We start from the raw sequence: 26,351 nt of genomic DNA, 5'->3' as shown, positions 1-26,351 counted from the left end.
GGGCATCGCTGACAGCCCTCAGTCATTTAGAAAGCAACTTTATTGCTTCTGCATAAAAAAATTACTGGGGATCCCTCAGCCCATGGGGAGAGGGAGAAGGACACGTACCGTAGGCCGGGTAAGCGCAGCGTCACCCGGCAGGATTTTAAAAGCGCGTGTCCACGGCTGAAGCCAGCTTCTCCAGCAGCCGTTCGCTGTCTTCCCAGCTCAGGCACGGGTCGGTGATCGACTGGCCGTACACCATTTGCTGTCCGGCGACGATCTTCTGCGTGCCTTCTTTGATAAAGCTCTCCGCCATAATTCCTGCAATGGCGGTCGAGCCGCTGCGGATCTGCTGGCAGACTTCATCGCAGACGTCCAGCTGGCGGCGGTGCTGTTTCTGGCAGTTGCCGTGGCTGAAATCCACCACCAGATGCTCCGGCAGGTCAAATTCCGCCAGCGTTTCGCAGGCGGCGGCAATATCTTCTGCATGGTAATTCGGTTTTTTACCGCCACGCATAATGATATGTCCGAACGGGTTGCCGCTGGTCTGGTAGATGGTCATCTGGCCGTTTTTATCCGGGGAGAGGAACATATGGCTGGCGCGTGACGCGCGGATGGCATCAACGGCGATGCGGGTATTGCCGTCCGTTCCGTTTTTGAAGCCCACCGGGCAAGAGAGCGCCGACGCCATTTCACGGTGGATCTGGCTTTCGGTGGTACGCGCGCCAATCGCGCCCCAGCTAATGAGGTCGGCAATAAACTGTCCGGTCACCATATCCAGAAATTCGGTAGCGGTCGGCACGCCCAGCTCGTTAACCTGTAACAGCAGCTTGCGCGCCAGCGCAATGCCGTGATTCACCCGGTAACTACCGTTCAGATCGGGATCGGATATCAATCCTTTCCAGCCCACGACAGTACGCGGTTTTTCAAAGTAGGTACGCATCACGATCTCCAGGCGATCCTGATACGTGCCGCGCAGCGTCTGAAGGCGTTGTGCATAATCCATCGCCGCGTCCAGGTCGTGGATGGAGCAGGGGCCAATTACTACCAGAAGACGTTTGTCTTCACCATTGAGAATTTTTTCGATGCGGCGACGGGAGGCCGTCACATGGTCCGCCACCTCGGCGGAAACGGGGTGCAGCCGGGCCAGTTCAGCCGGGGTGACCAGGCTATCAATGCGCGCGGTGCGCAGTTCGTCGGTTTTGTTCATGGAATGTCTCAGAAATTTTTTGCTTCATCGGCAGACTACCGGGAAGTGATGGGCATCACCTTAAACCAATCCCTGCTGATTTCAAGTTCGGGGCACGTCGCCCCGAGGATGGCATGATAATAACTGAAACTGGATTAATGTACTAGCATATTAGTACATGCGGCGATTCAGTCCCATGATATCGAGGATCTTGGTGGCAATTTCTTCTACTGAATAGTTGGTACTGTTCAGCCAGGGGATCTGATTTTTCCGGTACAGCGCTTCGACTTCGGAGACTTCCATTCGGCACTGGCGCATTGAGGCGTAGCGGCTGTTCTCGCGACGTTCTTCGCGGATCGCCGCCAGTCGTTCCGGGTTGATGGTCAGCCCAAACAGCTTATGCTGAAGCGGCTTGAGCGCGGCAGGCAGCACCAGGTTGTCCATATCATCGGCAATAAAGGGGTAGTTGGCGGCGCGAATGCCAAACTGCATTGCCAGGTAAAGGCTGGTGGGGGTTTTACCGCAGCGCGACACGCCAAGCAAAATGACCTGCGCCTGGTCCAGATTGCGCAGCGAGATCCCGTCGTCGTGCGCCAGAGTGTAGTCAATGGCGGCAATACGCGCATCGTATTTGGTCAGGTTGCCGGGGTTCAGCCCGTGGGTACGGTGAGCGATCGGCGTCGGGTCGAGCTTCAGCTCGCTTTGCAAGGGTGCAACCAGCGCCTGCACGATATCCTGACAGAAGCCCTCGCTTTGCAGAATGATGTTGCGGATCTCAGGGATCACAATGGAATAGAACACCAGCGGACGAACACCGGTCTGCTGGTAAATGGCGTCGATCTGGTCCTTGACCGCTTTGGCCCGGCTCTCGTTTTCCACGAACGGCAGCGTGATGCTGTTTATCGACACGGGAAACTGCGACATCACCGCGTGTCCCAGCACCTCGGCGGTAATCGCCGTCCCATCAGAAATATAAAAAACGTGGCGATCGACAGCATTATCCATTTTATCCACCCTGAATAGCGTACGTAATTGCCTGAAAGCATAAATTAAAAAAGTTAATTGCACAGCAAAGAACTTATCTGAATTTAAAATGAAATGGTGTTTTTGGTTTTCCTGAAAAGTGGATTTCATTTTCTGATTAGCGGCGTTATTTCTATGGTTTTTGACGGAATCTATAGGAATCATCGGGTTAGCGAGTGCGGGGAAACTGTCCGAAAAGTTGAAAATTTAAATTGCTTACACGATTCACCGTTTTTTTAGCGGAAATAAATATGCCAGTATAAATACGTAGTCAGGTGTTTCTTACTCCGATCAAATATCACAAAAGGATTGTTTCGATGTCCAACAATGGCTCGTCACCGCTGGTGCTTTGGTATAACCAACTCGGCATGAATGATGTAGACAGAGTTGGGGGCAAAAATGCCTCCCTGGGTGAAATGATTACAAATCTGTCCGGTATGGGTGTCTCCGTACCAAACGGGTTTGCCACAACCGCCGATGCGTTTAACCTGTTTTTAGACCAGAGCGGTGTAAACCAGCGCATTTACGACCTGCTGGATAAAACGGATATTGATGATGTCACCGAGCTTGCCAAAGCCGGGGCGCAAATCCGCCAGTGGATCATCGACACACCTTTCCAGCCGGAACTGGAAAAAGCCATCCATGACGCCTACAACCAGCTCTCCGCTGACGACGCGCAGGCCTCCTTTGCCGTGCGCTCTTCCGCTACCGCGGAAGATATGCCGGATGCCTCTTTCGCCGGACAGCAGGAAACCTTCCTCAACGTCCAGGGTTACGAGGCGGTACTGGTGGCGGTGAAGCATGTGTTTGCTTCCCTGTTCAACGACCGCGCCATCTCCTATCGCGTGCATCAGGGCTATGACCACCGCGGCGTCGCGCTCTCCGCAGGCGTACAGCGCATGGTGCGCTCCGACGTGGGCTCTTCCGGCGTGATGTTCTCTATCGACACGGAATCCGGCTTCGACCAGGTGGTGTTTATCACCTCCGCGTGGGGTCTGGGCGAGATGGTGGTGCAGGGGGCGGTGAACCCTGACGAATTCTACGTGCACAAGCCTACGCTGGCGGCTAACCGTCCGGCAGTGGTGCGCCGCACCATGGGCTCGAAAAAAATCCGCATGATCTATGCCCCGACGCAAGAGCATGGCAAGCAGGTCACCATTGAAGATGTGCCGCAGGAGCAGCGGGATCGCTTCTCGCTCACCGACGCCGAAGTGGAAGAGCTGGCGAAGCAGGCGGTGCAGATTGAAAAACACTATGGCCGTCCGATGGACATCGAGTGGGCCAAAGACGGACACACCGGCAAGCTGTTTATCGTGCAGGCGCGTCCGGAAACCGTCCGTTCGCGCGGTCAGGTCATGGAGCGCTACACCCTGCACGCGCAGGGCAAAATTGTCGCGGAAGGCCGCGCAATCGGTCACCGCATCGGTGCCGGTCCGGTGAAAGTGATCCACGATATCAGCGAGATGAATCGCATTCAGCCTGGCGACGTGCTGGTGACCGACATGACCGACCCGGACTGGGAGCCGATCATGAAGAAAGCGGCTGCTATCGTCACCAACCGCGGTGGCCGTACCTGTCACGCGGCTATCATTGCCCGTGAGCTGGGGATCCCGGCCGTAGTCGGCTGTGGTGACGCGACCGAACGCATGAAGGACGACCAGAACGTGACGGTCTCCTGTGCCGAAGGCGATACCGGTTACGTGTATGCCGATATCCTCGACTTCAGCGTGAAGAGCTCCAGCGTGGATACCATGCCGGACCTGCCGCTGAAAATCATGATGAACGTCGGTAACCCGGATCGCGCGTTTGACTTCGCCTGCCTGCCGAACGAAGGCGTGGGCCTGGCGCGTCTGGAATTCATCATCAACCGCATGATCGGGGTGCACCCGCGCGCGCTGCTGGAGTTTGACGACCAGGACGCGAAGCTGCAAAACGAAATCCGCGAGATGATGAAGGGTTACGACTCGCCGAGAGAGTTCTATGTCGGCCGCCTGACGGAAGGCATCGCCACGCTCGGCGCGGCCTTCTACCCGAAACGCGTGATCGTGCGTCTGTCGGACTTTAAGTCCAACGAATATGCCAACCTGGTGGGAGGCGAACGCTACGAGCCGGAAGAAGAGAACCCGATGCTGGGCTTCCGCGGCGCCGGACGCTACGTGTCGGAAAGCTTCCGCGACTGCTTCGCGCTGGAGTGCGAGGCGGTAAAACGCGTGCGCAACGACATGGGGCTGACCAACGTGGAAATCATGATCCCGTTCGTCCGTACCGTGGATCAGGCGAAAGCGGTGGTGGATGAGCTGGCGCGTCAGGGGCTGAAGCGCGGCGAGAACGGGCTGAAGATCATCATGATGTGTGAAATTCCGTCCAACGCCCTGCTGGCCGAGCAGTTCCTGGAGCACTTCGACGGCTTCTCCATTGGTTCGAATGATATGACGCAGCTGGCGCTCGGCCTGGACCGCGACTCCGGCGTCGTCTCTGAGCTGTTTGATGAGCGTAACGAGGCGGTGAAAGCGCTGCTCTCCATGGCCATCCGTGCGGCGAAGAAACAGGGTAAATATGTCGGGATCTGCGGGCAGGGTCCTTCTGACCATGAAGACTTTGCGGCCTGGCTGATGGATGAGGGGATTGATAGCCTCTCCCTGAACCCGGACACCGTGGTGCAAACCTGGCTGAGCCTGGCAGAGCTGAACAAGTAAAACCTGCATAACCTGAAAAAGGCGAGGATATCTGTCCTCGCCTTTTTTATTTTCCTGCGAATATGCTCACCATCACAAATAAAGCAAAAAACCAAATATCATAATTTATCTGTTAATTTAGACAATTGTTAGTGGGCAGGGCGTTGCTAATACTTGAGCCTTACCGCGTACATCCGTCGGGATGATGCGCGACTGGTTGAAATACGTTTTAACCTGATAAAAAGGCAAATAACAATGACAATCTCCTCTGTATTACGTACCAAAGATAAAATAGGTTATGGCCTCGGTGATATGGCCAGCGCGCTGGTCTGGCAAACGGCAACGTTATTTCTCGCGTATTTCTATACGGACGTATTCGGTTTGCCGGCGGCCATTATGGGCACCATGTTTTTAGTGGTGCGCGTGATCGATGCGTTTGTCGATCCGTGTATTGGCGCGCTGGTGGACCGCACTCAGACCCGCCACGGTCGTTTTCGTCCCTGGCTGCTCTGGTTTGCCATTCCGTTTGGCGTGAGCTGCCTGATTACCTTCTACGTACCGGATGCCGGGCAGACGGCGAAAATTGTCTATGCCTGCGTAACCTATGCCATCCTGAGCCTGATCTACTCCGCGATTAACGTTCCATACTGCGCCATGCCCGGCGCGCTGACGCTCGACCCGCGCGAGCGCCACTCGCTGCAATCCTGGCGCTTTGGCCTGTCGTTTATCGGCGGGTTGATTGTAACGGTCATCGCGCTGCCGCTGGTCTCATTATTAGGTCAGGGGAATGTGCAAAAAGGTTATTTCTATGCCATGAGCCTGATGGGGCTGCTGGGTATTATTTTATTCTTCTGCTGCTTCTTTATGACCCGGGAGCGTTACTCGCCGCGCAATGACACCTCCGGCTCGATGCTGACGGATTTAAAACTGCTGGCCGCCAACAGCCAGTGGCGAATTGTTTTTCTGTTTAATATTTTACTGTTAACCGCCGTCGTGACGCGTGGCTCTGCGACCATGTATTACGTTAACTATGTTCTGTTACGTCCTGAACTGGTCTTTGCCTTTATTGTTTCCGGCATGGTGGCATCCTTAAGCGGCGCATTATTATCTGAACGCCTGCTGGGGAAATTTGATCGCGTACGTGCCTATCAGTGGACCATTATTTCTTTCGTTATTTTTGGCGCGTTGATTTTCTTCATTCCTCCTTCGCAGGTGTGGCTGATATTCGGTCTGAATATTGTGTTTAGTTTTATTCAGAACCTGACCACACCGCTGCAATGGACCATGTTCTCCGATGTGGTTGATTATGAAGAACACCGCAGCGGCCGCCGTCTGGACGGGCTGGTCTTTTCTACCGCCCTGTTTGCCATCAAGTTTGGGCTGGCGCTGGGTGGGGCGGTAGTCGGTTGGGTGCTGGGCATGGTGGATTACGCGCCCGGACAGGCAAACCAGGCGCCTCACGTCCTCGCAACCATCAATGCCCTGTTCACCCTGATCCCCTGCGCGCTGTTCCTCTGCATGGTGGCGCTCCTTGCTATCTACAAACTCAACAGCCGACTGGTGGATTCCATTGCCCGTGAGCTGGCCAGCAAGCGAGACATTCGAAACGATGCGGGGCAGCTCAGCCCGGTAACCCAATCCGCACTACAGGAGTAAACCATGACTGTGATCTACAAGGACGCGGGACGTCCCGTACACGAGCGTGTCGCTGATTTACTGGCGCGTATGACGCCGGAAGAGAAATTTGCCCAGATGCACGCGTACTGGCTGATCCTCGATGAACACGGCAACCACCGCGAGCGCAGCGATTTGAGCGATGAGTTCGCCGGCGTGAGCGAACAGGCGTCCCTCAGCGAAAGGCTGAAGCTGGGCGTCGGGCAGATCACCCGTCCGCTCGGCACGCACATTGTTGATGCAAAAACCGGCGTGCGTGCCGCTAACCGCCTGCAACGTATGATGATGGAGGAGACCCGGCTCGGCATTCCGGCGCTGTTTCATGAGGAGTGTCTGGTGGGGCTGCTGTGCAAAGATGCAACCCTGTTCCCGTCGTCGCTGAACTACGGTTCCACCTGGGACCCGGCGCTGGTGCAGCGCGCGGCGGAGCAGATTGGCAACGAGGCCCGGTCTGTCGGATGCCAGCAGGGGCTGGCCCCGGTGCTGGATGTCTCGCGCGATGTGCGCTGGGGACGGACGGAAGAGACCTTTGGGGAAGATCCGTGGCTGGTAGGGGTGATGGCGACGGCGTACGTGAAGGGGTTGCAGGGCGATAAGCGCGATCTGCTGGCGACCCTGAAACATTACGTGGGGCACTCCTTCAGCGAAGGGGCGCGCAACCATGCGCCGGTCCATCTGGGTTTCAGCGAGCTAAACGATACCTTCCTGCTACCGTTTGAGATGGCGGTGAAGCTGGCCAACGCCGGTTCGGTGATGCCAGCCTATCATGACATCGATAATCAGCCAGGGCACAGCGACCATTTCCTGCTCACCACCGTGCTGCGTGAACAGTGGGGCTTCGACGGCATTATTGTCGCGGATTACGGCGGCGTCAGCCTGCTGCACCAGCACCACGGGATTTCTCACGATCCAGCAGAATCGGCGGCGCTGGCGTTTAACGCCGGGCTGGACGTGGAATTGCCGAAGGATGACTGCGCGCGTCATCTGGCGGAAGCGGTAGAGCGTGGGCTTATCTCAATGGCGAAAGTGGATGAGATTGTGGCGCGCGTGCTAAGTGAAAAATTCCGTCTCGGGCTGTTTGAAAAACCGTACGCCGACGAAAAAGGTATCGATTTGCAGAATGAGGCGACCCGGCAGGTGGCGCGCGAGGTGGCAACAAAATCGATCACGCTGCTGGAAAATAACGGCATTTTGCCCCTCGGCGGAAAACCCCGTGTAGCGGTAGTGGGGCCGACGGCGGACGATCCGCTGGCGTTACTGAGCGGCTACAGCTTCCCGGTTCACCTGATCATCAGCGATATGGTTGAAGAGACCTCGCAGGTGACAACCCCGCGCGCGGCGCTGGAACAGTACCTTGGTGCATCGCAGATACGTTACGCCAAAGGGTGCCACATTATCGAAAAACGGATGGCGGGTGCGCCGGTGTTCCCGGGCGACAGCGGCGGTAAACCGATGCAGCAATCGCCGGTTTCACAACGCACGGATTTGATCCCCGAAGCCGTGAGCGCGGCAAAAGAGAGTGACGTGGTGGTGGCCTGCGTGGGCGACCTCGCCGGGCTATTCCAGAGCGGCACCGTGGGGGAAGGATCGGATACCGATTCGCTGAATCTGCCGGGCGTGCAGCAACAGCTGCTGGAGGAGCTGGTGGCAACCGGCAAGCCGGTAATTGTCGTCATGACGGGCGGGCGTCCTTATAACCTTCAGGGGCTGGAAGAGAAGGTGGCCGCGCTGATGATGGCCTGGGCGCCGGGGCAGGAAGGGGGCTGGGCGATTGCCGATATCTTAACCGGCCGCGCGGAGCCGCAGGGCAGGCTGGTAGTCAGCGTGCCGAAAAACGCCGGGGCGATGCCGTACTACTATAACCACAAGCTGAAAAGCGGCGGTACGCCGTTTGCGTTCCATTTTGGCGCACTTTACCCGTTCGGTTACGGTCTTGGCTGGACGCAGTTTCGCTGGAGTGCGGCGCGTCTCGCTGAAAGCCACGTCCCGGTCGACGGAGAGGTGGTGTTAAGCGTCGATGTCAGCAACATCGGGGAGCGCAGCGGCAGCGAAGTAATACAGGTGTACGTGCGTGACAAAGTCGCGACGCAGGTTCGTCCGCTTCAGGAGCTGAAAGCGTTTCAACGCGTTACGCTTTCACCGGGAGAAACCGCCACCCTGACCTTTACCTTGCCGGTGGAGATGTTTAATTTCACCCGCCGGGACGGGAAGCGAATTGTCGAGCCAGGTGAATTTGAGCTACAGGTTGGCGCGTCCTCGGCGGATATTCGCGAGGTGGTGAACGTGCAGGTGACCGGGGAGACGCGGGTGCTGGAGGGGGAATGGCAGATGTTGAGTAGGAGTGAAATTTGTAAAAATTAATATTCAGGACTCGCCTGGCCACAAAGGCGAGTCCTCTTTCAAGCAATTAAAAGAAGAAAATGAACTTACAAAGCACTAATAACTTAAAAAAATAGTTCGCATAAGAATAGTCTTAGCCGCCTTGCTCTGAGCCTGGAACTGATATAGCTACTCCTCACCGTCTGCTGGTTGCAGGACTGCGCCAGATAGCCTGATAGGTTTGATGAGCTATAAAAGATGAAATTTAAATGAAGATACGGACTCTGTCTGATTTAAGTTCCCTGTGCAACGGCTACATGACAACGCAATGCAGGGAAAACGAAGACCTACAGTGCATAGCGTCAGAACTCAGGATTCAATAAGTAACTGGAGAGGTTAAGTGGTTGTAGATATTTCGGTGTTATTCATTATTCTTTTAATGATTGTGTGCGCCCTGATTTATCGCCTTTCTGTCATGGAAGATAAGTTGTTAGCAATGGAGTTAAGACACGCTACGGAAGTCAACGCAGCGCGTAGAGAAGGGTATATAAACTGCATGAATCTTCATGCTCAGGTTGAAAAAAGTATAAAAGATAAAGCTAAATGATGGCGTTTTTAGGAACGCCAATTGGCTGTTGGTACGAGAAAGATATTCAGTTGATAGTGAAATGGCATATGCTTATGACGAATGGAACTAAACAGTAAAACTCTTTCATCGCTATTCATCCGTCTGTAATGAACGGTTGTTTCGTTTAAAACACGCCTAAATCCTGTGCGCTCAGCATAAGGTAAATAAAAAAAAAGCCCATCGTGGGAGATGGGCAAAGACTACACACAGCAATTCGTTGTTTCACTCAGGGGATTTCCATGCTTATAAATCAAGGTGTTGATTTATAACCGTGTCTTAATAGTAGGCATGCCAACTTTATGAGTCGATCGGATTCGTCTCAATAGTTAAAGGGAGGTAAAGATTTCTTGAAGAGAATGACGGTTTTAGGCATGAAAAGGCGGGTCTGACCAGTGCGCAGAGAATAAATAGTTTAGCAACGTTTAAGTATTCCTGCGAAGAGTGTAGGCCGGGTAAGCGCTAGCGCCACCCGGCAAAGGTTATTACTGCGCGTTCTTATCTTCCAGCTCTTCAAGTTCGCTTAAGATGAGGTCCGGATCGGTTCCGGGTGGCGGCACTTCATGCACCCAGGCAGAGAAGAGACGCCAGGTTACCGCAAGCAGCACCGGACCGATAAACAGGCCAATCATGCCGAAGGCAATCAACCCCCCGATCACCCCGGACAGGATCAGAATCAGCGGCAGATCAGCGCCCATGCGGATGAGGAGAGGACGAATCACGTTATCCATGGTGCCCACCACGCAGCTCCATACCAGCAGCACCGTGCCCCAGGTCGTGTCCCCCGTCCAGTAAAGCCAGATAATGCAGGGAACCAGCACCAGCAGCGGACCAAGCTGTGCCAGACAGGTCATCAGCATGACAACGGTGAAAATAGTGGCATAAGGTACGCCGGAAACAGCCAGCCCGATGCCGCCAAGCACCGCCTGCACCAGCGCTGTGACCACCACGCCGAGCGCCACCGCGCGAACGGCCTGGGCTGCCAGCAGCACGGCCGCATCGCCGCGTTTACCTGCCAGTCGGGTGGCGAAATGGCGTACCCCCAGCGCAACCTGCTCGCCGCGCCAGTACAGCAGGGCGCTGAAGACCAGCATCAACGTACAGTGCATCATGAAGCGACCAATATGCGCAGCCTGCCCGACAAACCAGGTGGTGGTTGTGCCGATGTACGGGCGCACTTTGGCCATCAGGGCGCTACCGCCCATCTCCAGCAGGCTGTGCCAGCCGCTGTATAGTTTTGCGCCCACAACAGGAATGCTGTTCAGCCACGCGAGATCCGGCAGCGTCATGTCACCGCTGGTGACCGCGCGAATAACCGGGCCGCTGCTGTCAACCAGGCTGTTAACCAGCAGCGCAATGGGAATAATAAACAGCAGGAACAGCAGCAGCGTCATCACCAGCACGGCAAGGCCGCGGCGACCAAACAGCAGTTTCTGCAAACGTAAGAGTAAAGGCCAGGTTGCGACCACGACGGTCGCGGCCCAGGCAAATCCGAGCACGAAAGGACGAACAATCCACAGACACGCAATAATCATAATGGCTAAGAACAGCACCGACAGCAGTATCTGTGCGACATCCCTGGGCTGACGAAGATTGACCATAAACGAAACTTTCCTTAAATGAACACCAGCAAGGCTGATGGGAATATAAACCGCATCTCTCTAATCATTAGTGATTTCAGCGATTTTTGACAGGCGGATTTTGCCCGTAATTCTACGAAGCACATAAGAAAAAAATGTGATAAAACTTTCCAGACACAACGCAAACGATTTCACACTCTTCTCATTAGGGTCGACAGCAATGATCCCACAGATTTCTCAGGCACCGGGCGTCGTTCAACTGGTGCTTAATTTTTTGCAGGCACTGGAGCAACAGGGTTTTACAGGTGATACCGCCACCGATTATGCCGACAGGCTGACGATGGCAACCGATAACAGTATTTACCAGCTTCTTCCCGATGCCGTCGTTTTCCCGCGCTCTACCGCCGATGTGGCCCTCATCGCCCGTCTGGCGTCGCAGGAGCGTTTCAGCTCCCTGGTCTTTACCCCGCGCGGCGGCGGGACGGGCACCAATGGGCAGGCGCTGAACCAGGGCATCATCGTTGATATGTCCCGCTATATGAATCGCATCATTGAGATCAACCCGGAAGAGGGGTGGGTGCGTGTGGAAGCGGGGGTAATCAAAGATCAGCTGAATCAGTTTTTAAAACCGTATGGCTATTTTTTTGCGCCCGAGCTTTCCACCAGTAACCGCGCAACCCTTGGCGGGATGATCAACACCGATGCCTCAGGGCAGGGCTCGCTGGTCTACGGCAAAACCTCCGATCACGTCATGGGTGTGCGGGCGGTGCTGCTGGGGGGCGATATTCTCGATACCCAGCCGTTGCCGGTCGAACTGGCTGAAACGCTGGCAAAAGAGAGCACCACCAGCGGACGGATTTATCGCACCGTGCTGGAGCGCTGCCGCGAAAATCGCGAACTGATCCTCGACAAATTCCCGAAGCTCAATCGCTTCCTGACGGGCTACGATCTGCGCCATGTCTTTAATGACGATCTGAGCCAGTTCGATCTTACCCGCATACTGACCGGGTCAGAAGGTACGCTGGCCTTTATCACCGAAGCGCGTCTGGATATCACCCCGCTGCCGAAGGTGCGCCGTCTGGTGAACGTCAAATACAACTCCTTTGACTCCGCGCTGCGTAATGCCCCGTTTATGGTGGAGGCGCGGGCGCTGTCGGTGGAAACCGTTGATTCAAAAGTCCTGAACCTGGCCCGGGAAGATATTGTCTGGCATTCGGTGAGCGAACTGATTACCGACGTGCCGGATAAAGAGATGCTCGGTCTGAACATCGTCGAGTTCGCCGGCGATGACGCAGAGCTGATTGAGAGCCAGGTGAGCACGCTCTGCCAGCGTCTGGACGAGTTGATTGCACAGGGTGAGGGCGGCGTCATTGGCTGGCAGCTGTGTAACGACCTCTCCGGCATCGAGCGAATCTACGCGATGCGTAAAAAGGCGGTGGGGCTGCTCGGTAACGCGAAAGGGGCGGCGAAGCCGATTCCATTTGCGGAAGATACCTGCGTGCCGCCGGAGCATCTGGCGGATTATATTGTGGAGTTTCGTGCGCTGCTCGACAGCCATGGTCTGAGCTATGGCATGTTCGGGCACGTTGACGCGGGTGTGCTACACGTGCGCCCGGCGCTGGACATGTGCGATCCGCAGCAGGAGATCCTGATGAAGGAGATCTCCGACGAGGTCGTGGCCCTTACGGCCAAATATGGCGGTTTGTTATGGGGAGAGCATGGCAAAGGATTCCGCGCCGAGTACAGCCCGGCGTTTTTTGGCGAACAACTCTACGCCGAGCTGCGTAAGGTGAAAGCCGCTTTTGATCCTGATAACCGTCTTAACCCGGGTAAAATCTGCCCGCCAGAGGGCGTTGATGCGCCGATGTTGCAGGTAGACGCCGTCAAGCGCGGCACCTATGACCGACAAATTCCGATTGCGGTTCGCGCTTCCTGGCGCGGCGCGATGGAGTGCAACGGCAACGGGCTGTGCTTCAACTTCGATGTGAAAAGCCCGATGTGTCCGTCGATGAAAATCACCAGCAACCGCATCCACTCCCCAAAAGGACGTGCGACGCTGGTGCGCGAATGGCTGCGCCTGCTGGCTGACCGCGGCATTGACCCGCTCAAGCTGGAACTGGAGCTGCCGGAAAAACGCGCCAGCCTGCGCAGGCTCATCGAACGGACCCGCAACAGCTGGCATGCGAATAAAGGCGAATACGATTTCTCGCATGAGGTGAAAGAGGCGATGTCCGGCTGCCTGGCGTGCAAGGCGTGTTCAACCCAGTGTCCGATTAAAATTGACGTGCCGGAATTCCGTTCCCGCTTCCTCCAGCTGTACCACACGCGTTATCTGCGCCCGATGCGCGATCATCTGGTGGCAACGGTGGAGAGTTACGCGCCGCTAATGGCTCGTGCGCCAAAAACCTTTAACTTCTTTATCAATCAGCCGCTGGTGCGCAAACTGTCTGAAAAACATATCGGCATGGTGGATCTGCCGCTGCTGTCGGTGCCATCGCTCCAGCGTCGGCTGGTGGGGCACCGCTCGGCGAACATGACCCTGGAACAACTGGAAGCATTAAGCCCTGAGCAGAAAGCGAAGGTGGTGCTGGTGGTGCAGGATCCGTTTACCAGCTATTACGATGCGCAGGTGGTGGCTGATTTTGTCCGTCTGGCAGAGAAAATTGGCTACCAGCCGGTGGTACTGCCGTTCTCGCCGAACGGCAAGGCGCAGCACATTAAAGGTTTCCTGACCCGCTTCGCGAAAACCGCGCAGAAAACTTCAGATTTCCTGAATCGCGTGGCGCAGCTCGATATGCCAATGGTGGGCGTCGATCCGGCGCTGGTGCTCTGTTACCGGGATGAATATAAGCAGACGCTCGGCGATAAGCGCGGTGATTTTCAGGTCTTACTGGTGCATGAGTGGCTGCCTGCGGTGCTGAAGCAAACGGCCCCTCAGGAGGTCAGCGGAGAATCCTGGTACCTGTTTGGGCACTGCACTGAAGTGACCGCGCTGCCGACGGCGCCTGCCCAGTGGGCTTCTATCTTCGCCCGCTTTGGCGCGAAGCTGGAAAGCGTCAGCGTGGGCTGCTGCGGTATGGCCGGAACCTACGGTCATGAAGTCAAAAACCACGCTAACTCGCTCGGCATTTACGAGCTGTCGTGGCACCAGGCAATGCAGCGCCTGCCGCGTAACCGCTGTCTGGCGACGGGCTACTCCTGCCGCAGCCAGGTGAAACGGGTGGAAGGTAACGGCGTTCGCCATCCCTTGCAGGCTTTACTGGAGATTATCGGATGATCTGGAAACGTGCGGTCACTCTGCAGGCCTTAAATGCCATGGGTGCGGAAAACATGGTCGGTTTGCTGGATATCCAGTTTACGCGCATTGGCGATAATGAACTTGAAGCGACGATGCCAGTAGACAGTCGTACTCATCAACCGTTTGGCCTGCTGCACGGCGGTGCGTCCGTCGTGCTGGCCGAAACGCTGGGGTCGGTCGCGGGTTACCTGTGTACGGAAGGGGAGCAGAAGGTGGTCGGGCTGGAGGTCAATGCCAACCACATCCGCTCCGTTCGCAGCGGGCGCGTGCGCGGTGTTTGCCGCGCACTGCACGCCGGAAGTCGTCATCAGGTGTGGCAGATTGATATTCTGGACGAGCAGGATCGCCTGTGTTGTTCATCCAGACTGACGACGGCCGTTGTGTAAAGTTTCCGAATGTCTTGCTTTTGGTCAAAAATTAGCCGCCTGATTGTGATATACTGGTCACGTTTTGAACATAAGCGAGGACATCATGGATACTGAAATAACCCCAACACAGCTGGCAATTGAATATTTACGTCGCGATAAAAGCAATCTGTCTCCGGCGCAGTACCTGAAAAAGCTGAAACAACTTGAGCTGGAATTTACGGATTTGCTGGCGCTCTCTTCAAACGAGCTGAAAGAAGAGATCTACTTTGCCTGGCGGTTGGGCGTTCACGTCCATTGAGCAGTGAAGAAAAGGCCGCCCGCGCGGCCTTTTTTGTGTCTGAAACTCAGTATTTGGCAGGCAGTTTGTTAATTTTAATGAGCCGGCCTTCTTCCATTTCGATGAACCCGCCCGTTTTCAGGTCAGCCAGTATCCGCATTACGCCGCTGCGGGAAAGCCGGGTTTTATCCCGGATGTACCTTTCCGCCGTCACGCTGCGTCGGTAGTTGTCATCTTCCTGCATCAGCATCATGAGCTGCTGACGAATCATCTCGTAAGCCGTTGGCGCACCTTTCGGCATGACGTTGTGATAAAGGCGGTTATAGACAAACATCAGATGATTAGAAAGCAGCCCCCATAACGCCTTCTCTTTGATAACTTCTGCCACCCGATCGGTTGCTAGCACGCCGATCAGGCATGGCGTCACCGTTTTGAGATAATCGTTAAAATATATGTCCGTCAGGTTAGCGAGGCCAAACAGGGCGGGACTGCGCGCGGTGGTAAGCATCATGTCGTCGCTTCTTCTGTATATCGCGATTGTGCCCTCTAGAATTAAATAACACATACTCTGCCCGTTAACCTGGAGATCAAGTTGCTCACCGGGATCGGTTTTATGCGTGGTGCAGTGCGGCTGTAAGTGGGAAATCAGTTCCTGGGCATAGGGAGAGCCGCGATGCGATGGTTTGTCAGAAGACATAGCGTTAACCTGGAAAGAGACTGTACTTTCTATAGTGTCGCTCTTATTTTCCACCTTCTCCAGAGATAAAAACAGCCTCAGTACTTGCGGGGTAAGTGATGGATCTCGATTAGCACGCCGCGCTCCATAGTGATGTATTTCCCCGTCCGCAACTCCGCCAGGATCCGCATAATGCCGCTGCGTGAAAGATAGGTGCGGCTTTTGATATAGGCTGCGGCGGTAATGCTTTGTCTTATGGCTTCCGGCTCCTGCATCAGTTCTACCAGCTGAAAGCGGATAATGTCGTAAGCCGACATCTGCGATATCTGGGCACAATGTTCGTAAACCCGCGATGCGGTATAGATCAGCAGGTTCGAGAAGGACTCCCATAAATTCTGTTGTGCGACTACGTGATTAAAACGCTCCAGCGTAACGCTAGCCACCTCTGAAGTTTCCAGCGCTCTGACGTAGAGGTGCTCAGAAGAAAACTGGCTGCTCACGCCGAGTATAAAAGGTGCGGATTCGGAATTTAAGACGATACCGTCACCTCGACGATGCAATGCCACGCTGCCATGTAACAGTAAAAAGCACTGGCGGATATCACCGGAATAATAATGGATGACTTCACCTTTAGCCATGATGCATCTTTCCGTATGCGGCAAAACATTATCGATTATTTTTTCAATGTGCTTAAGAGGCTTAGCGCCAAGCACTGTTGTTATTTCATTGCCTGAAACGGGCGCAATACGGGTGTTCATAAGAGGCCTCATACACTGATGCGATCATTTTTTGATCGACATAAAGAATTATCTTAAAAAACAGTTAGTCAGGGAATATTTTCGTCGAGTCTAATTATAGACTTGCCTATTAATGAGTGTTAATTAGTTGAATTTGAAACATTTTTGACTTAGGTCTAAAAGTAGACCGGGGACTTTATTGTTAAGATATTTCCAAAGTAATTTGTTTTGTTTTTGTTAAAAGAGAGTCTACAGCTAGACCCTAAAATCGATTGTGCGTAGAAAAAGAGTTGTATAAATTTTGATTCGTCGAAAGGGGTTTTATTTCTGCAATTGAATATCGGTAATAAATAAAGTAATACAGGAAAGATAATTATGAATAAAAAATTGATGATGGCAATGTTAGCGGCAGGTTCTGTACTCACCATGACCAATGCATTTGCAGCGGCAGGTACCGTTAATTTTAACGGAAATATTCTGGATTCTGCCTGCGACGTAGATGTGGCATCTCAGAACCAGGTGGTGGTATTGGGCGATTATTATAAAACGGAATTCCCGACGGCGGGAGCCAGAACGGCTGCGACGCAGTTTAATATTATTTTGAAAAACTGTCCTGTGACGGTCACCAATGCAAAAGTCCGTTTTGACGGTACGCCGGATTTAACCAACGCCAGCCTGCTGGCGATTGATACGTCCGTGGCGGGGGCGGCCACAGGGGTAGCGATTAACCTGATGACTGCAGATAAAGCCGATCTGCCGCTGTACGGCAGCAACAGCTATACCTACGCGCTCAGCAGTACGGCTGATAATACACTGAACTTCTACGCGCAGTATATCTCCACCGCAGCGTCCGTGACCGCGGGCCCGGCTAACTCGGTCGCGAACTTCTCAGTGGTTTACAACTAAGTCATTGGCAGTAATTAGCAGGGGGCTTCCCGGCCCCTTGTTTTATGAGGTATTGAAATGCGTTTTATAACGACAACTGGCCTGGCGATGGCGCTGTTATCGCTGACGTTAACATCCGCCAGTGCTGGAGTAGTTATTGGCGGCACCCGCATTATTTTCGATGGGGCAAAAAAAGAAGCGTCAATAAGTATCACCAATCCTGATGACGTTCCTTATTTAATCCAGTCGTGGATTGATGTTCAGGATGGGCAATCCGGTAAAGCGCCTTTTATTATTACGCCTCCGCTGTATCGGCTGGATGGCGGGCAAAAAAACCTTGAGCGTATTGTCATGACAGGCTCGCTGCCTCAGGGGCAGGAGAGTTTATTCTGGCTGAACATTAAAGCTATTCCATCAGCTTCAAAGCAGATGAACTCGCTGCAAATTGCCGTCAAAACGCGGATTAAACTTATTTATCGGCCAGAGAGCCTTCGTGCGTCTACCCCTGAGGAACAAACCAACAAATTAACCTGGCATCGTGCGGGAAATGCTCTGCAGGTAAATAACCCTACGCCGTACGTTATCAATTTCAATGAAATAACGGTCGGGGGTAAAAAACTTGACGATGTCACCTACGTAATGCCTTCAGGCTCAGTTCGTTTCCCGTTACCGAATGGGACCAATGGCAATACGCTGACGTTTAAAGTCATTAACGATTATGGCAATCCTGGCGAATTACACCGGGCCAGTTTGTGATCACTTTGCATTAATCGGGTGCTCGTCATGACAACGGCATTTAATACAGTGCAGCCTGCGCGCCTGGCAATATTCATTGCCCTCGCGCTTGCGGGTTTCTCTCCCACGCTGTATGCCAGTGAGACGTTTAATACGGAACTGGTAGAACTGGATAATCCCGGAATGGGAAAAGCGGATTTATCTGCCTTTGAATCCGGCTCGCAGGCGCCCGGGACGTACCTCGTTGATATTATTCTTGACGATCGGCTGCTGGAAACGCGGGATATTCGTTTCATGGCAGTGAAGGATGCTAACGGCAGTGAAACGTTGCAGCCGTGCCTGAGTATCAGGCAGTTAAAAGCGTGGGGCGTGAAAACGGCGCTTTTCCCGCAGCTCGACGCCGGGCAAGGTGAATGCGCCGATCTCAAGGCGATTCCACAGGCCAGCGCGGACTTCCAGTTTGGCGCCCAGCGTCTGGCAATCAGCATCCCACAGGCGGCCATAGATCTGCCAGCGAGAGGTTACGTTCCGCCGGAGATGTGGGATGAAGGCATTACCGCGGCCATGCTCAACTACAGCCTGAGCGGCGCGAACAGCCGGGCAAGAAGCGGGGCAGGCACCCGCAGCGACAGTCAGTATGCAAACCTGCGACCGGGGATCAACGTCGGTCCCTGGCGGTTACGCAACTACACCACCTGGTCCCGCGATGCGTCCGGCCAGGATAAGTGGGACAATGTCTATACCTTGATGCAGCGCGCGATTATTCCCCTGCAAGCCCAGCTTACGCTCGGAGACAGTTCCGCCCCTGCCGATGTCTTTGACAGCATGCCTTTTCGCGGCGTCCAGCTGGCGTCCGACGACGACATGCTACCGGATTCTCTGAAAGGCTATGCGCCGGTGGTGCGCGGTATTGCGCGAACTAACGCGCAGGTCGTGGTGCGTCAGAATGGCTATCAAATCTACCAAAGCTATGTGGCGCCGGGCGCGTTTGAGATCGCGGATATGTATCCCACCGGCGGCGCGGGCGATCTTGAAGTCACGATCGTCGAAGCCGATGGCAGTGAGCAACATTTCACCCTGCCGTACGCTTCGCTGCCGGTCCTGCAACGGGAGGGGCGCCTGAAATATGCCCTTACCGCCGGGCAGTATCGATCGTATAACCGTAGCGTGGAGAAAACCCCCTTCGGGCAACTGACCGGAATCTACGGCCTCCCTTACGGCCTCACGCTCTATGGCGGCGTTCAGGGGGCAGATAAGTACCAGTCGGCGGCTCTGGGGGTGGGCAAGAACATGGGCGTTCTCGGGGCGATATCCGCAGACCTCACCCAGGGCTGGTCAACGCCGGAGCATGCCGCGAAAACAAGCGGTCAGTCGTGGCGGGCCCGATACAGCAAGAATTTTATTAATACCGGGACGAACTTTTCGATTGCCGGGTATCGCTACTCGACCCGCGGCTATTACGGGATGCAGGAGGTCCTCGATTCGTACGGCGACAGCAGCGCGCTTCAGGACAGGCGACGTAACCGTGCCGAGCTGACAATGAGCCAGACGCTGGGGGACAACCTGGGCGCGCTTACCCTCAGTGCGGCGCAGGAAGATTACTGGAATGACGGTAAGTCGATGGCTTCGTGGAGCGTCGGCTATAGCAACTACTGGCACAACATCAGCTATGGCCTGACATGGACCTACAGCAAAAATGTCCGCTCAGCGTCAGAAACCCGCGACAACCAAAAAAACGCTGTTCACGACCAGCTTCTGGCGTTCAACATCAGCATTCCGCTGGATAAATTTTTGCCGCAGACATGGGCGAACTATGGCATGAACGCCAGCAGGAATAACGGGACGACACACAGCATCGGTCTGAACGGGGTGGCACTCGAAAACCGAGCCCTGAACTGGAACGTGCAGCAGGGATACGGCACAGAGGGCGTGGGCTATACCGGCAACGTTAACGCGGACTACAGAGGCACCTATGGCGAAGCCACGGCGGGGTATGGTTATGACAAAAACAGTGAACGCCTGAATTACGGGCTACAAGGCGGCATTCTCGCCCATGCTGATGGCATCACGCTTTCTCAGCCGCTGGGGGAGACCAACGCCTTAATTAAAGCGCCTGGCGCCCACGGCGTGGATATCCGCAATCAGCCCGGTGTACGGACAGATGTTCGCGGTTATACGGTCGTGAGCAACCTTTCGGTCTACCGAAAAAACGATCTCACTCTCGATCCGGAAAATATGCCGGAGGATGTCGAACTGGAGATCAACACCCGCACGGTAACGCCGACACGGGGAGCGGTGGTGAGAGCCGATTATTTGCCGCAGTCAGGTCGCCGGGTGCTGATGACCTTGACCGACAACGAACGCGCCGTTCCGTTTGGGGCGGTGGTCACCCTTGTCGGTGATGAGAGCAGCAGTTTTATTGTGGGCGATCGCGGCCAGGTTTATTTAACCGGTATGCGCGAGGAGGGGACGTTAGTCGCAACATGGGGGAGTCAGCCCAGCCAGCAATGCCGCGCTGATTTCAGCCTGCCGACACACTCAACATTCGGTGGGATCGCTGACATGCGCGCCTCCTGCCGTCAGGAACGTTAACATGAAATGGCTTATCGTGATTTTGCTTCTCTGTTTGCTCGCGGCGGGAAACCTCGCCCGTGCCGGTACGTGCACCACCATCACGCCGCAGCTGTCAACCCTGTCCGTGGGGACGATTAACGTGCAGCGTGATGCGCCTGTCGGCACGGTGGTCTTTTCCGGCGCGGCGACAGCCACAGGTTCCTATCTTACTGGATGTGCTAATCCGCTGATGCTGGGATTCAGCATGCGCTACAACAGCGCCACGTTGAGCAGCTACGGCAATCATGTGTACAACACTAACGTCAGCGGGATAGGCATACGCTTTTCCTCCAACGCCTATTTTGAAAACCCGAGCAATACGTTCTCGTACAATGCGCAGACCTCCTATGTCGACTGGTATGGCGGGAGGATTGAGCTGGTGGTGACTGGCCCGGTCTCATCGGGGGCGTTAACCCCGGGGGCGATCGGCGTCGTGACGCTTCAGGGGAGCGACGGCATCTATCGTGACGGCCTGACCACGCAGCTCACCGCCGGAACCATTAATGCCATGGCGTGCACGGTGAATACGTCACAGCTGACGTTTCCGATCGGGGATATCCCCGCCTCGGCGTTCGGCACCGTGGTGGGCACCACGCCAGCGGGAGCACAGAACACGCAAAACCTGGGCTTAACCTGCGCCGCCGGAACCAATATTACGGTCTCGCTCAGTGGAATACAGAATCCGGACAGCGCCAATACCAGCGTGATGGCCTTAACCGGGCAGGGAAATGCCGGCACCGCAAAAGGGGTTGGGGTGCAGCTTATCTATAACGGTGTGCCGCTGGTGATGAACAGCCGACTATTCTTGCGGCAGTCTGCCGGCGGGCAAGAGACATTGCCGTTAACGGCCCGATATTACCAGACGTTGAACCGCGTGGAGTCAGGTTCAGCAAATGCCTCCGCCACCCTTAATTTGACCTATCAGTAGCAGGTACGAAGATGAAAATAATATACGGGACACTGCTGTTACTGGCTTTACTCAGCGGGAAGGCTTTCACCGCTGATAGCGTCAACATCGGTGTGACGGGAAATATCGTTGCGTCGCCGTGCATATTTAATGGCGGGAGTAACAGCCTCGATGTCAATCTGGGCAATATTCAGGCAACCAATATGGCGACGCCGGGCTCAACATCGGATCCGGTGCCATTTAGTCTGCTGTTCACCCAGTGCCCAACGGGAACGCAGAGTGTGACCGTCTCTTTTACCGGCAGCCCCGATCCCGCGGCGGGCGCGGACTATTTTATGAACAGCGGTTCGGCCACGCACGTGGCGATAGCCATGCGCGATGCCCAAACGGGTACGCTTAAAGGAACAGGCTCTGGCATGACTCAAACTATTGGTGCCGACAGAACCGCGACAATGGCTATGCAGGCCTCGGTTAAATCCGTGACGGGTGGCGTCACGCCGGGAAGCATCAGTGCAGTTGTGGTGATGACGATGCAGTACAACTGAGCGCCGGTGATATGCCTTTTTTAAAGACGTTGGTATGAGCTATGTTAAATATTCTGATTCAGGAAACCGATCTATTTTTTCAGGCTGGGCTACATGAATTTTTCGAGGATTTTTTTAAACATAACTTTCATCGTGCCATCACATTTAACCTGGCGCTGACCCATGAAAACGTCAGTCAGGCCGATATTATTGTCCTGTCATTATGCCAGGGTGAAACACTGACCTGTTTTCCCGAGTTACTCGCCCGGCAAAAAGGGATTGTGCTAGGGTTTGTCGACGATGAACTGCGCTTTTCGGCGTTGCCCTCCTGCTTTCAGGACATTATTTTTCTCCCTCGACGTGCATCGCTTGATCGTATCAGTGGCGTACTGTTTATCGCGTGGTTCAGGACGCAATTACCGGGTTATACATGGACTAAACATAACTGCTTCGACTGCCAGCATAAAGGGTTATCCCGGCAACAAATTCGTATTTTGGTCAATTTTTACCGAGGGCTGTCGGTAGTGCAGACCGCTCAGGCGCTGGAGATGAGCCAGAAAACGGTCTTCACCCATAAATATATGCTGATGCAAAAATTTAATCTGCGAAGCGATTACGAGCTGATCGTACTGTTGAGAAGGTTGATGGAGAAAAAGAGCCGTCCGAACCTGCTTCGCGATTACCTGGAAAATAATTATGCAGAACAGATAGCGTAAAACGCCAGCGGATAGCTGGCCGGGCAGTGATAGCCACCACCCGGCAATGTATTTAAACGTTAACCGCAGCGATCAACCGCGTCTTCATGGTCTGGTATGCAGAAGCCGCAAAATCCTCCGCCCAGCGCTGGTCCTCGATCGCCTCCATCTGCACGGCGCAATATTTCGTTTCAGGCGTTCTGGAGATCGGGTCTAGATTATCCTGCGTCAGCTCATTACAGGCGCCAATCCACCACTGGTAGGTCATATAGATTGCTCCCGCATTGATGCGCTCGCTGATGCTGGCGCGCGTGATCACTTTACCCCGGCGTGAACGTACCCAGACCAATTGGCCGTCGGCGATCCCACGCTCATCCGCGTCGGCCGGGTTCATTTGCACCCGGCCTGGCTCGTCGGCCAGGCTTTGCAGCGCCGCGCAGTTCCCGGTCATTGAGCGACAGGAGTAGTGACCGACTTCGCGCACCGTGCAAAGTACCAGCGGGTATTCCGTATCCGGTGTCTCGGCCGGAGCGCGCCAGGGGGCAGCAAACAGCTGGCCTTTGCCAGTGGGGGTGTCGAACTGATTATCCCTGTACAAATAGGGTGTGCCGGGATGATCAAGGGTTGGGCAGGGCCACTGGACATGGCCCATCTCGCCCATTTTTTCGTAGGTCACGCCGTAGAAGAGGGGGCACAGCTCGCGCATTTCGTCCCAGATCTGCTGGTTATTCTCGTAATGCATGGGATAGCCCATCTCCGTGGCCAGCAGGCTGATGATCTCCCAGTCGCGCTTGACGTTGCCGCTGGCCTCAATGGCCTTGCCAAAACGCTGGAAGCCGCGATCGGCACAGGTGAACACGCCAGCATGTTCTCCCCATGACGTGGTAGGGAGCAGTACGTCAGCCACCTCTGCCGTTTTGGTCATAAAGATGTCCTGAACCACCACAAAATCGAGGGACTCAAAGCCGCGGCGGACCAGGCCCAGATCGGCTTCTGTCTGAAGCGGATCTTCCCCCATGATGTAATAGGCTTTGATCTTACCTTCCAGCGCGAGATGCGGCACTTCGGTGATACGCGTCCCGACGCGATCGTCCATCCGGCTGACATTGATTTTCCACGCATCGGCAAATTTCAGTCTGACCGCCGGGTCAGTGACATCCTGGTAGCCGGGGAACATATTGGGCAAAACGCCCATATCGCAGGCACCCTGAACGTTATTTTGCCCGCGAACCGGACCTACGCCGACGGCAGGGCGGCCCAGGTTGCCGGTGAGCAGCGCCAGGCTGGAGAGACCTTTCACCACATCAACCGCCTGACCAAACTGCGTAACGCCCATTCCCCACATTACCGTTGCTGAAGGCGCCGCCGCGAACATGCGCATTGCCTGACGAACATCCCGCGCGGGAATGCCCGTCAGATGATCAACCTGCTCGGGTGCGTAATCTTTTACCGTCAGTCGGTAAGCCTCAAGCCCTTCTGTGAAGCGGGCAACGTAGTTTTTGTCGTACAGTTCCTCTTCAAGCAGGACATAGCCAAAGGCATTGACCAGCGCCATGTTACTGCCGTTTTTCAACTGAAGATGAAGATCGGCAATGCGTGCCGTTTCAATATGACGCGGATCGCAGACGATGATTTTTGCGCCATTTTCACGTGCTTTAAGCACGCGTCGGGCGACGATGGGGTGAGAGTCGGCGCAGTTATAGCCGAACACCAGCAGGCATTTTGAGTTTTCAATATCGTTAATGGAATTGCTCATGGCACCGTTGCCGAGGGTCTCCTGTAAACCGGCAACGGACGGACCGTGACAGACGCGGGCGCAGCAGTCGACGTTGTTAGTGTTCAGCACCGCACGGGCAAATTTTTGCATCACATAGTTGGTCTCATTGCCCGTTCCACGCGAGGACCCCGTGGTCATAATGGATCGAGGGCCGTACTGATCTTTGATGCTTTTAAGCCTGTGAGCAGTATAGCGAATGGCCTCTTCCCAGGTAACAGGGGTAAAGGACTCGCCTTTGCTGTAGCGGATCATGGGCTGCGTAAGACGGGGGGTAAGCAGCCGTGTGTCGTTAAGAAAGTCCCAGCCGTAGAATCCTTTCAGGCAAAGCGTGCCCTGATTGGTTACGCCATCAGCGGCTTCGGCACGGATAATCCGGTTGTTTTTAACGACGAGGTTTAGTTTGCAGCCTGCACCACAGTAAGGGCAGACGCTGGCGATTTTTTTCATCAATAACAGACCTGTTAAGAAATGAAGCAATGTTTACTGGAAAGCCCAGTCCCTTAGCGGACTAAGCAGGATCCATGCCACATTCAGCGTGCTTGATTAACAGGGCGTCAGGGAAGAGAGGGTGTGTCATCGTCAGTCTGTTCGTCAGAATTGACGATGACACGCTATCCGTACGGATGGGAAGGGAGAGGCGTTAAAGATCGTCCATGGTATAACCGACAACAATTTCCAGCGTCTTGCGGATCACGTCCGCCTTAACGACATCGTCGGTGGTTTCCAGCGTCTGGATCAGCCAGAGAATGATCGCTTTGTTGGTCAGATGACCTTCAGAAGCGAGAACACAACGAACCGCAGTCGAAAAAATGGCAGACTCTTCAGCAAAGCGATCGCCTGCGTGACGGAAATACTCCGACAACGCGCTATCTAAAAAGGCGGAGTGGTATTCGGGTTGAAGCTGAATATTTTGTCTCATTTGTTCTCACCGTTGCTGTAAAGTTGTAGTCAATGCATCTTTTTGGGATCGGACGGTTTTCCATTTCCAAATAACGGCACTACATTGTCTCGATTATTTTTGAGAGATCCCTCTCTCTGTATTCGTCCTTGTGCGGTTCTGCGACCTTTAAAAGCGACCGTGCCTGAGCTGATTTCAGCTATCACCCTCGCTAATGTCTCCCGCCGCTGGGGATCCGTCTCACAGGCTTGCATGTTACGCAGACGCTGAACCAATCCCTCGGTCGTCACGGGACCGCGCTCCTTCAAAAGTGAAAGAGCGGCTTCTCCAATGAGCTGGTCGATCAGTCTGTCCGCATCACTGCTGTTCATAACATTAACGTTCGAAGAGCAGACCAAGAAGCAGGTGATAATGATGTTCCTCTTCCGGACCATTGGCCCTTTCAAGGCGACTCAACAGTTTTGTGCAGAGCGATTTGCGATTCAGATTCCGCCCATCGCTAAGGATTTCAACAACAACCTGACCCAATGTTTCCTGTTGGGTTGGAAGCGCGGCTTTTTCGAAGTACTGCGCAATCGCTGTTGCTGAGTCTGCGACGTATCCGTTCTGCTGCATGTTTCGCTCCTGTAAAATTCTGTAATCAGTAACGTTACATTTAAGGTATACATAATTTTCAAATCTGTACATTTAAAATGTACAATTTTTTAAATATTTTATAATATATTTTATAAAATCTTTATTTATCATAGTGTTATGTGCGCACACTTTACTGCGTGATTCACAAAATATATTGTACAATCCAAAGCGGCGTCGCAGAGTTGTACAAGCTTGGGAAAGGCGCAAAGAAGCCGTGTAAATCGTTGAGATGTAAATTATTTGTTGGGAAATTAATGT

22 protein-coding genes and 1 other RNA gene are annotated in these 26,351 nt (G+C 54.3%); 13 read left to right on the top strand and 10 right to left on the bottom strand.

The annotated features are described in order from the left end of the window. Positions 1–145 precede the first annotated feature (145 nt). Both aroH and ppsR read right to left on the bottom strand, forming a co-directional pair. On the bottom strand, positions 146–1,192 hold the full coding sequence (aroH, locus tag ACOT1A_RS22190) for a 3-deoxy-7-phosphoheptulonate synthase AroH (RefSeq protein WP_023299917.1): 1,047 nt from the start codon (positions 1,190–1,192) through the stop codon (positions 146–148). 150 nt (positions 1,193–1,342) lie between these two features. Then, on the bottom strand, positions 1,343–2,176 hold the full coding sequence (gene ppsR / locus ACOT1A_RS22185; protein ID WP_017384644.1) for a posphoenolpyruvate synthetase regulatory kinase/phosphorylase PpsR: 834 nt from the start codon (positions 2,174–2,176) through the stop codon (positions 1,343–1,345). Positions 2,177–2,511: 335 nt separating this feature from the next. Here ppsR and ppsA point away from each other — a divergent pair, with 335 nt between their 5' ends. The 4 genes from ppsA to ACOT1A_RS22165 all read left to right on the top strand — a co-directional run bounded on the left by ppsA (position 2,512) and on the right by ACOT1A_RS22165 (position 9,469). Then, a complete protein-coding gene (gene ppsA / locus ACOT1A_RS22180) occupies positions 2,512–4,890 on the top strand; it encodes a phosphoenolpyruvate synthase (protein ID WP_023305974.1) in 2,379 nt (792 codons plus the stop codon). A gap of 234 nt (positions 4,891–5,124) precedes the next feature. Further along, positions 5,125–6,525, top strand: a complete 1,401-nt coding sequence (locus ACOT1A_RS22175; RefSeq protein WP_038415905.1) for an MFS transporter — start codon at positions 5,125–5,127, stop codon at positions 6,523–6,525. Positions 6,526–6,528: 3 nt separating this feature from the next. Beyond that, entirely contained in the window at positions 6,529–8,904 is a 2,376-nt protein-coding gene (locus tag ACOT1A_RS22170; RefSeq protein WP_058677983.1) for a glycoside hydrolase family 3 N-terminal domain-containing protein, read from the top strand. Between the two features lie 358 nt (positions 8,905–9,262). Beyond that, positions 9,263–9,469 (top strand): hypothetical protein, encoded by a 207-nt coding sequence (locus ACOT1A_RS22165; protein ID WP_022647855.1) that lies wholly within the window; start codon positions 9,263–9,265, stop codon positions 9,467–9,469. Positions 9,470–9,655: 186 nt separating this feature from the next. Here the strand turns inward: ACOT1A_RS22165 and rprA are convergent. Continuing rightward, positions 9,656–9,763: antisense sRNA RprA (gene rprA, locus ACOT1A_RS22160), an RNA gene on the bottom strand. 209 nt (positions 9,764–9,972) lie between these two features. Next, the gene (gene ydiK, locus ACOT1A_RS22155; protein ID WP_022647856.1) at positions 9,973–11,088 is read right to left on the bottom strand and encodes an AI-2E family transporter YdiK; all 1,116 of its coding nucleotides are present in this window, start codon (positions 11,086–11,088) and stop codon (positions 9,973–9,975) included. A 199-nt stretch (positions 11,089–11,287) separates the two neighbouring features. Between ydiK and ydiJ the strand changes: the two genes are divergently transcribed. From ydiJ to ACOT1A_RS22140, 3 genes are all read left to right on the top strand, one after another. After that, positions 11,288–14,344 carry a D-2-hydroxyglutarate dehydrogenase YdiJ gene (gene ydiJ / locus ACOT1A_RS22150; RefSeq protein ID WP_105322688.1) on the top strand — a complete coding sequence of 1,019 codons (3,057 nt, stop codon included), beginning with the start codon at positions 11,288–11,290 and terminating at the stop codon, positions 14,342–14,344. Further along, positions 14,341–14,751 carry a 1,4-dihydroxy-2-naphthoyl-CoA hydrolase gene (menI, locus tag ACOT1A_RS22145; RefSeq protein WP_023305978.1) on the top strand — a complete coding sequence of 137 codons (411 nt, stop codon included), beginning with the start codon at positions 14,341–14,343 and terminating at the stop codon, positions 14,749–14,751. Before ydiJ ends, menI begins: the two co-directional genes overlap by 4 nt. A gap of 85 nt (positions 14,752–14,836) precedes the next feature. After that, entirely contained in the window at positions 14,837–15,031 is a 195-nt protein-coding gene (locus ACOT1A_RS22140) for a YdiH family protein (RefSeq protein ID WP_003857766.1), read from the top strand. A gap of 46 nt (positions 15,032–15,077) precedes the next feature. Here the strand turns inward: ACOT1A_RS22140 and ACOT1A_RS22135 are convergent, their stop codons facing one another. Together ACOT1A_RS22135 and ACOT1A_RS22130 are read right to left on the bottom strand one after the other, a co-directional pair. Beyond that, entirely contained in the window at positions 15,078–15,707 is a 630-nt protein-coding gene (locus ACOT1A_RS22135) for a helix-turn-helix domain-containing protein (RefSeq protein ID WP_038415908.1), read from the bottom strand. 77 nt (positions 15,708–15,784) lie between these two features. Continuing rightward, positions 15,785–16,444 carry a winged helix-turn-helix transcriptional regulator gene (locus tag ACOT1A_RS22130; protein WP_022647860.1) on the bottom strand — a complete coding sequence of 220 codons (660 nt, stop codon included), beginning with the start codon at positions 16,442–16,444 and terminating at the stop codon, positions 15,785–15,787. Positions 16,445–16,798: 354 nt separating this feature from the next. Between ACOT1A_RS22130 and ACOT1A_RS22125 the strand changes: the two genes are divergently transcribed. Genes ACOT1A_RS22125 through ACOT1A_RS22100 form a run of 6 tightly spaced genes read left to right on the top strand, consistent with a single transcriptional unit; the run spans position 16,799 to position 22,803 of the window. Further along, complete coding sequence (locus ACOT1A_RS22125) at positions 16,799–17,329, top strand: fimbrial protein (protein ID WP_022647861.1); 531 nt, start codon at positions 16,799–16,801, stop codon at positions 17,327–17,329. Between the two features lie 57 nt (positions 17,330–17,386). Further along, a complete protein-coding gene (locus ACOT1A_RS22120; RefSeq protein ID WP_022647862.1) occupies positions 17,387–18,064 on the top strand; it encodes a fimbrial biogenesis chaperone in 678 nt (225 codons plus the stop codon). A 27-nt stretch (positions 18,065–18,091) separates the two neighbouring features. Beyond that, the gene (locus ACOT1A_RS22115) at positions 18,092–20,635 is read left to right on the top strand and encodes a fimbria/pilus outer membrane usher protein (RefSeq protein ID WP_105322689.1); all 2,544 of its coding nucleotides are present in this window, start codon (positions 18,092–18,094) and stop codon (positions 20,633–20,635) included. A gap of 1 nt (position 20,636) precedes the next feature. After that, entirely contained in the window at positions 20,637–21,584 is a 948-nt protein-coding gene (locus ACOT1A_RS22110; protein WP_032676314.1) for a fimbrial protein, read from the top strand. Positions 21,585–21,595: 11 nt separating this feature from the next. Continuing rightward, a complete protein-coding gene (locus ACOT1A_RS22105; RefSeq protein WP_022647865.1) occupies positions 21,596–22,108 on the top strand; it encodes a fimbrial protein in 513 nt (170 codons plus the stop codon). A 41-nt stretch (positions 22,109–22,149) separates the two neighbouring features. Beyond that, entirely contained in the window at positions 22,150–22,803 is a 654-nt protein-coding gene (locus ACOT1A_RS22100; protein ID WP_022647866.1) for a helix-turn-helix transcriptional regulator, read from the top strand. 52 nt (positions 22,804–22,855) lie between these two features. On the opposite strand, the gene fdhF is transcribed toward ACOT1A_RS22100, so the two are convergent. The 4 genes from fdhF to ycgZ form a co-directional block, all read right to left on the bottom strand. Continuing rightward, on the bottom strand, positions 22,856–25,006 hold the full coding sequence (gene fdhF, locus ACOT1A_RS22095; protein ID WP_276170375.1) for a formate dehydrogenase subunit alpha: 2,151 nt from the start codon (positions 25,004–25,006) through the stop codon (positions 22,856–22,858). A gap of 193 nt (positions 25,007–25,199) precedes the next feature. After that, on the bottom strand, positions 25,200–25,478 hold the full coding sequence (locus tag ACOT1A_RS22090) for a biofilm/acid-resistance regulator YmgB/AriR (RefSeq protein ID WP_022647868.1): 279 nt from the start codon (positions 25,476–25,478) through the stop codon (positions 25,200–25,202). A gap of 29 nt (positions 25,479–25,507) precedes the next feature. After that, positions 25,508–25,828: a hypothetical protein gene (locus tag ACOT1A_RS22085; protein ID WP_045309075.1), complete on the bottom strand. Its 321-nt coding sequence runs from the start codon at positions 25,826–25,828 to the stop codon at positions 25,508–25,510. A gap of 4 nt (positions 25,829–25,832) precedes the next feature. After that, positions 25,833–26,072: a regulatory protein YcgZ gene (ycgZ, locus tag ACOT1A_RS22080; protein ID WP_022647869.1), complete on the bottom strand. Its 240-nt coding sequence runs from the start codon at positions 26,070–26,072 to the stop codon at positions 25,833–25,835. Positions 26,073–26,351 lie beyond the last annotated feature (279 nt).

It is taken from the genome of Enterobacter cloacae complex sp. SYL003 (assembly GCF_049236925.1).
Taxonomy (GTDB): domain Bacteria; phylum Pseudomonadota; class Gammaproteobacteria; order Enterobacterales; family Enterobacteriaceae; genus Enterobacter; species Enterobacter intestinihominis.
This window is presented reverse-complemented; position numbering and strand designations above follow the sequence as displayed.

Bases quoted from the DNA above. Each gene is read 5' to 3' on its own strand.
- ACOT1A_RS22100 (WP_022647866.1), top strand. From the start codon at position 22,150: ATGTTAAATATTCTGATTCAGGAAACCGATCTATTTTTTCAGGCTGGG.
- ACOT1A_RS22135 (WP_038415908.1), bottom strand. From the start codon at position 15,707: ATGTCTTCTGACAAACCATCGCATCGCGGCTCTCCCTATGCCCAGGAA.
- ydiK (WP_022647856.1), bottom strand. From the start codon at position 11,088: ATGGTCAATCTTCGTCAGCCCAGGGATGTCGCACAGATACTGCTGTCG.
- ACOT1A_RS22085 (WP_045309075.1), bottom strand. From the start codon at position 25,828: ATGAACAGCAGTGATGCGGACAGACTGATCGACCAGCTCATTGGAGAA.
- ACOT1A_RS22130 (WP_022647860.1), bottom strand. From the start codon at position 16,444: ATGAACACCCGTATTGCGCCCGTTTCAGGCAATGAAATAACAACAGTG.
- ppsR (WP_017384644.1), bottom strand. From the start codon at position 2,176: ATGGATAATGCTGTCGATCGCCACGTTTTTTATATTTCTGATGGGACG.
- ACOT1A_RS22175 (WP_038415905.1), top strand. From the start codon at position 5,125: ATGACAATCTCCTCTGTATTACGTACCAAAGATAAAATAGGTTATGGC.
- ACOT1A_RS22105 (WP_022647865.1), top strand. From the start codon at position 21,596: ATGAAAATAATATACGGGACACTGCTGTTACTGGCTTTACTCAGCGGG.
- ACOT1A_RS22110 (WP_032676314.1), top strand. From the start codon at position 20,637: ATGAAATGGCTTATCGTGATTTTGCTTCTCTGTTTGCTCGCGGCGGGA.
- menI (WP_023305978.1), top strand. From the start codon at position 14,341: ATGATCTGGAAACGTGCGGTCACTCTGCAGGCCTTAAATGCCATGGGT.
- aroH (WP_023299917.1), bottom strand. From the start codon at position 1,192: ATGAACAAAACCGACGAACTGCGCACCGCGCGCATTGATAGCCTGGTC.
- ACOT1A_RS22125 (WP_022647861.1), top strand. From the start codon at position 16,799: ATGAATAAAAAATTGATGATGGCAATGTTAGCGGCAGGTTCTGTACTC.
- fdhF (WP_276170375.1), bottom strand. From the start codon at position 25,006: ATGAAAAAAATCGCCAGCGTCTGCCCTTACTGTGGTGCAGGCTGCAAA.
- ACOT1A_RS22120 (WP_022647862.1), top strand. From the start codon at position 17,387: ATGCGTTTTATAACGACAACTGGCCTGGCGATGGCGCTGTTATCGCTG.
- ydiJ (WP_105322688.1), top strand. From the start codon at position 11,288: ATGATCCCACAGATTTCTCAGGCACCGGGCGTCGTTCAACTGGTGCTT.
- ACOT1A_RS22090 (WP_022647868.1), bottom strand. From the start codon at position 25,478: ATGAGACAAAATATTCAGCTTCAACCCGAATACCACTCCGCCTTTTTA.
- ppsA (WP_023305974.1), top strand. From the start codon at position 2,512: ATGTCCAACAATGGCTCGTCACCGCTGGTGCTTTGGTATAACCAACTC.
- ACOT1A_RS22115 (WP_105322689.1), top strand. From the start codon at position 18,092: ATGACAACGGCATTTAATACAGTGCAGCCTGCGCGCCTGGCAATATTC.
- ycgZ (WP_022647869.1), bottom strand. From the start codon at position 26,072: ATGCAGCAGAACGGATACGTCGCAGACTCAGCAACAGCGATTGCGCAG.
- ACOT1A_RS22170 (WP_058677983.1), top strand. From the start codon at position 6,529: ATGACTGTGATCTACAAGGACGCGGGACGTCCCGTACACGAGCGTGTC.
- ACOT1A_RS22140 (WP_003857766.1), top strand. From the start codon at position 14,837: ATGGATACTGAAATAACCCCAACACAGCTGGCAATTGAATATTTACGT.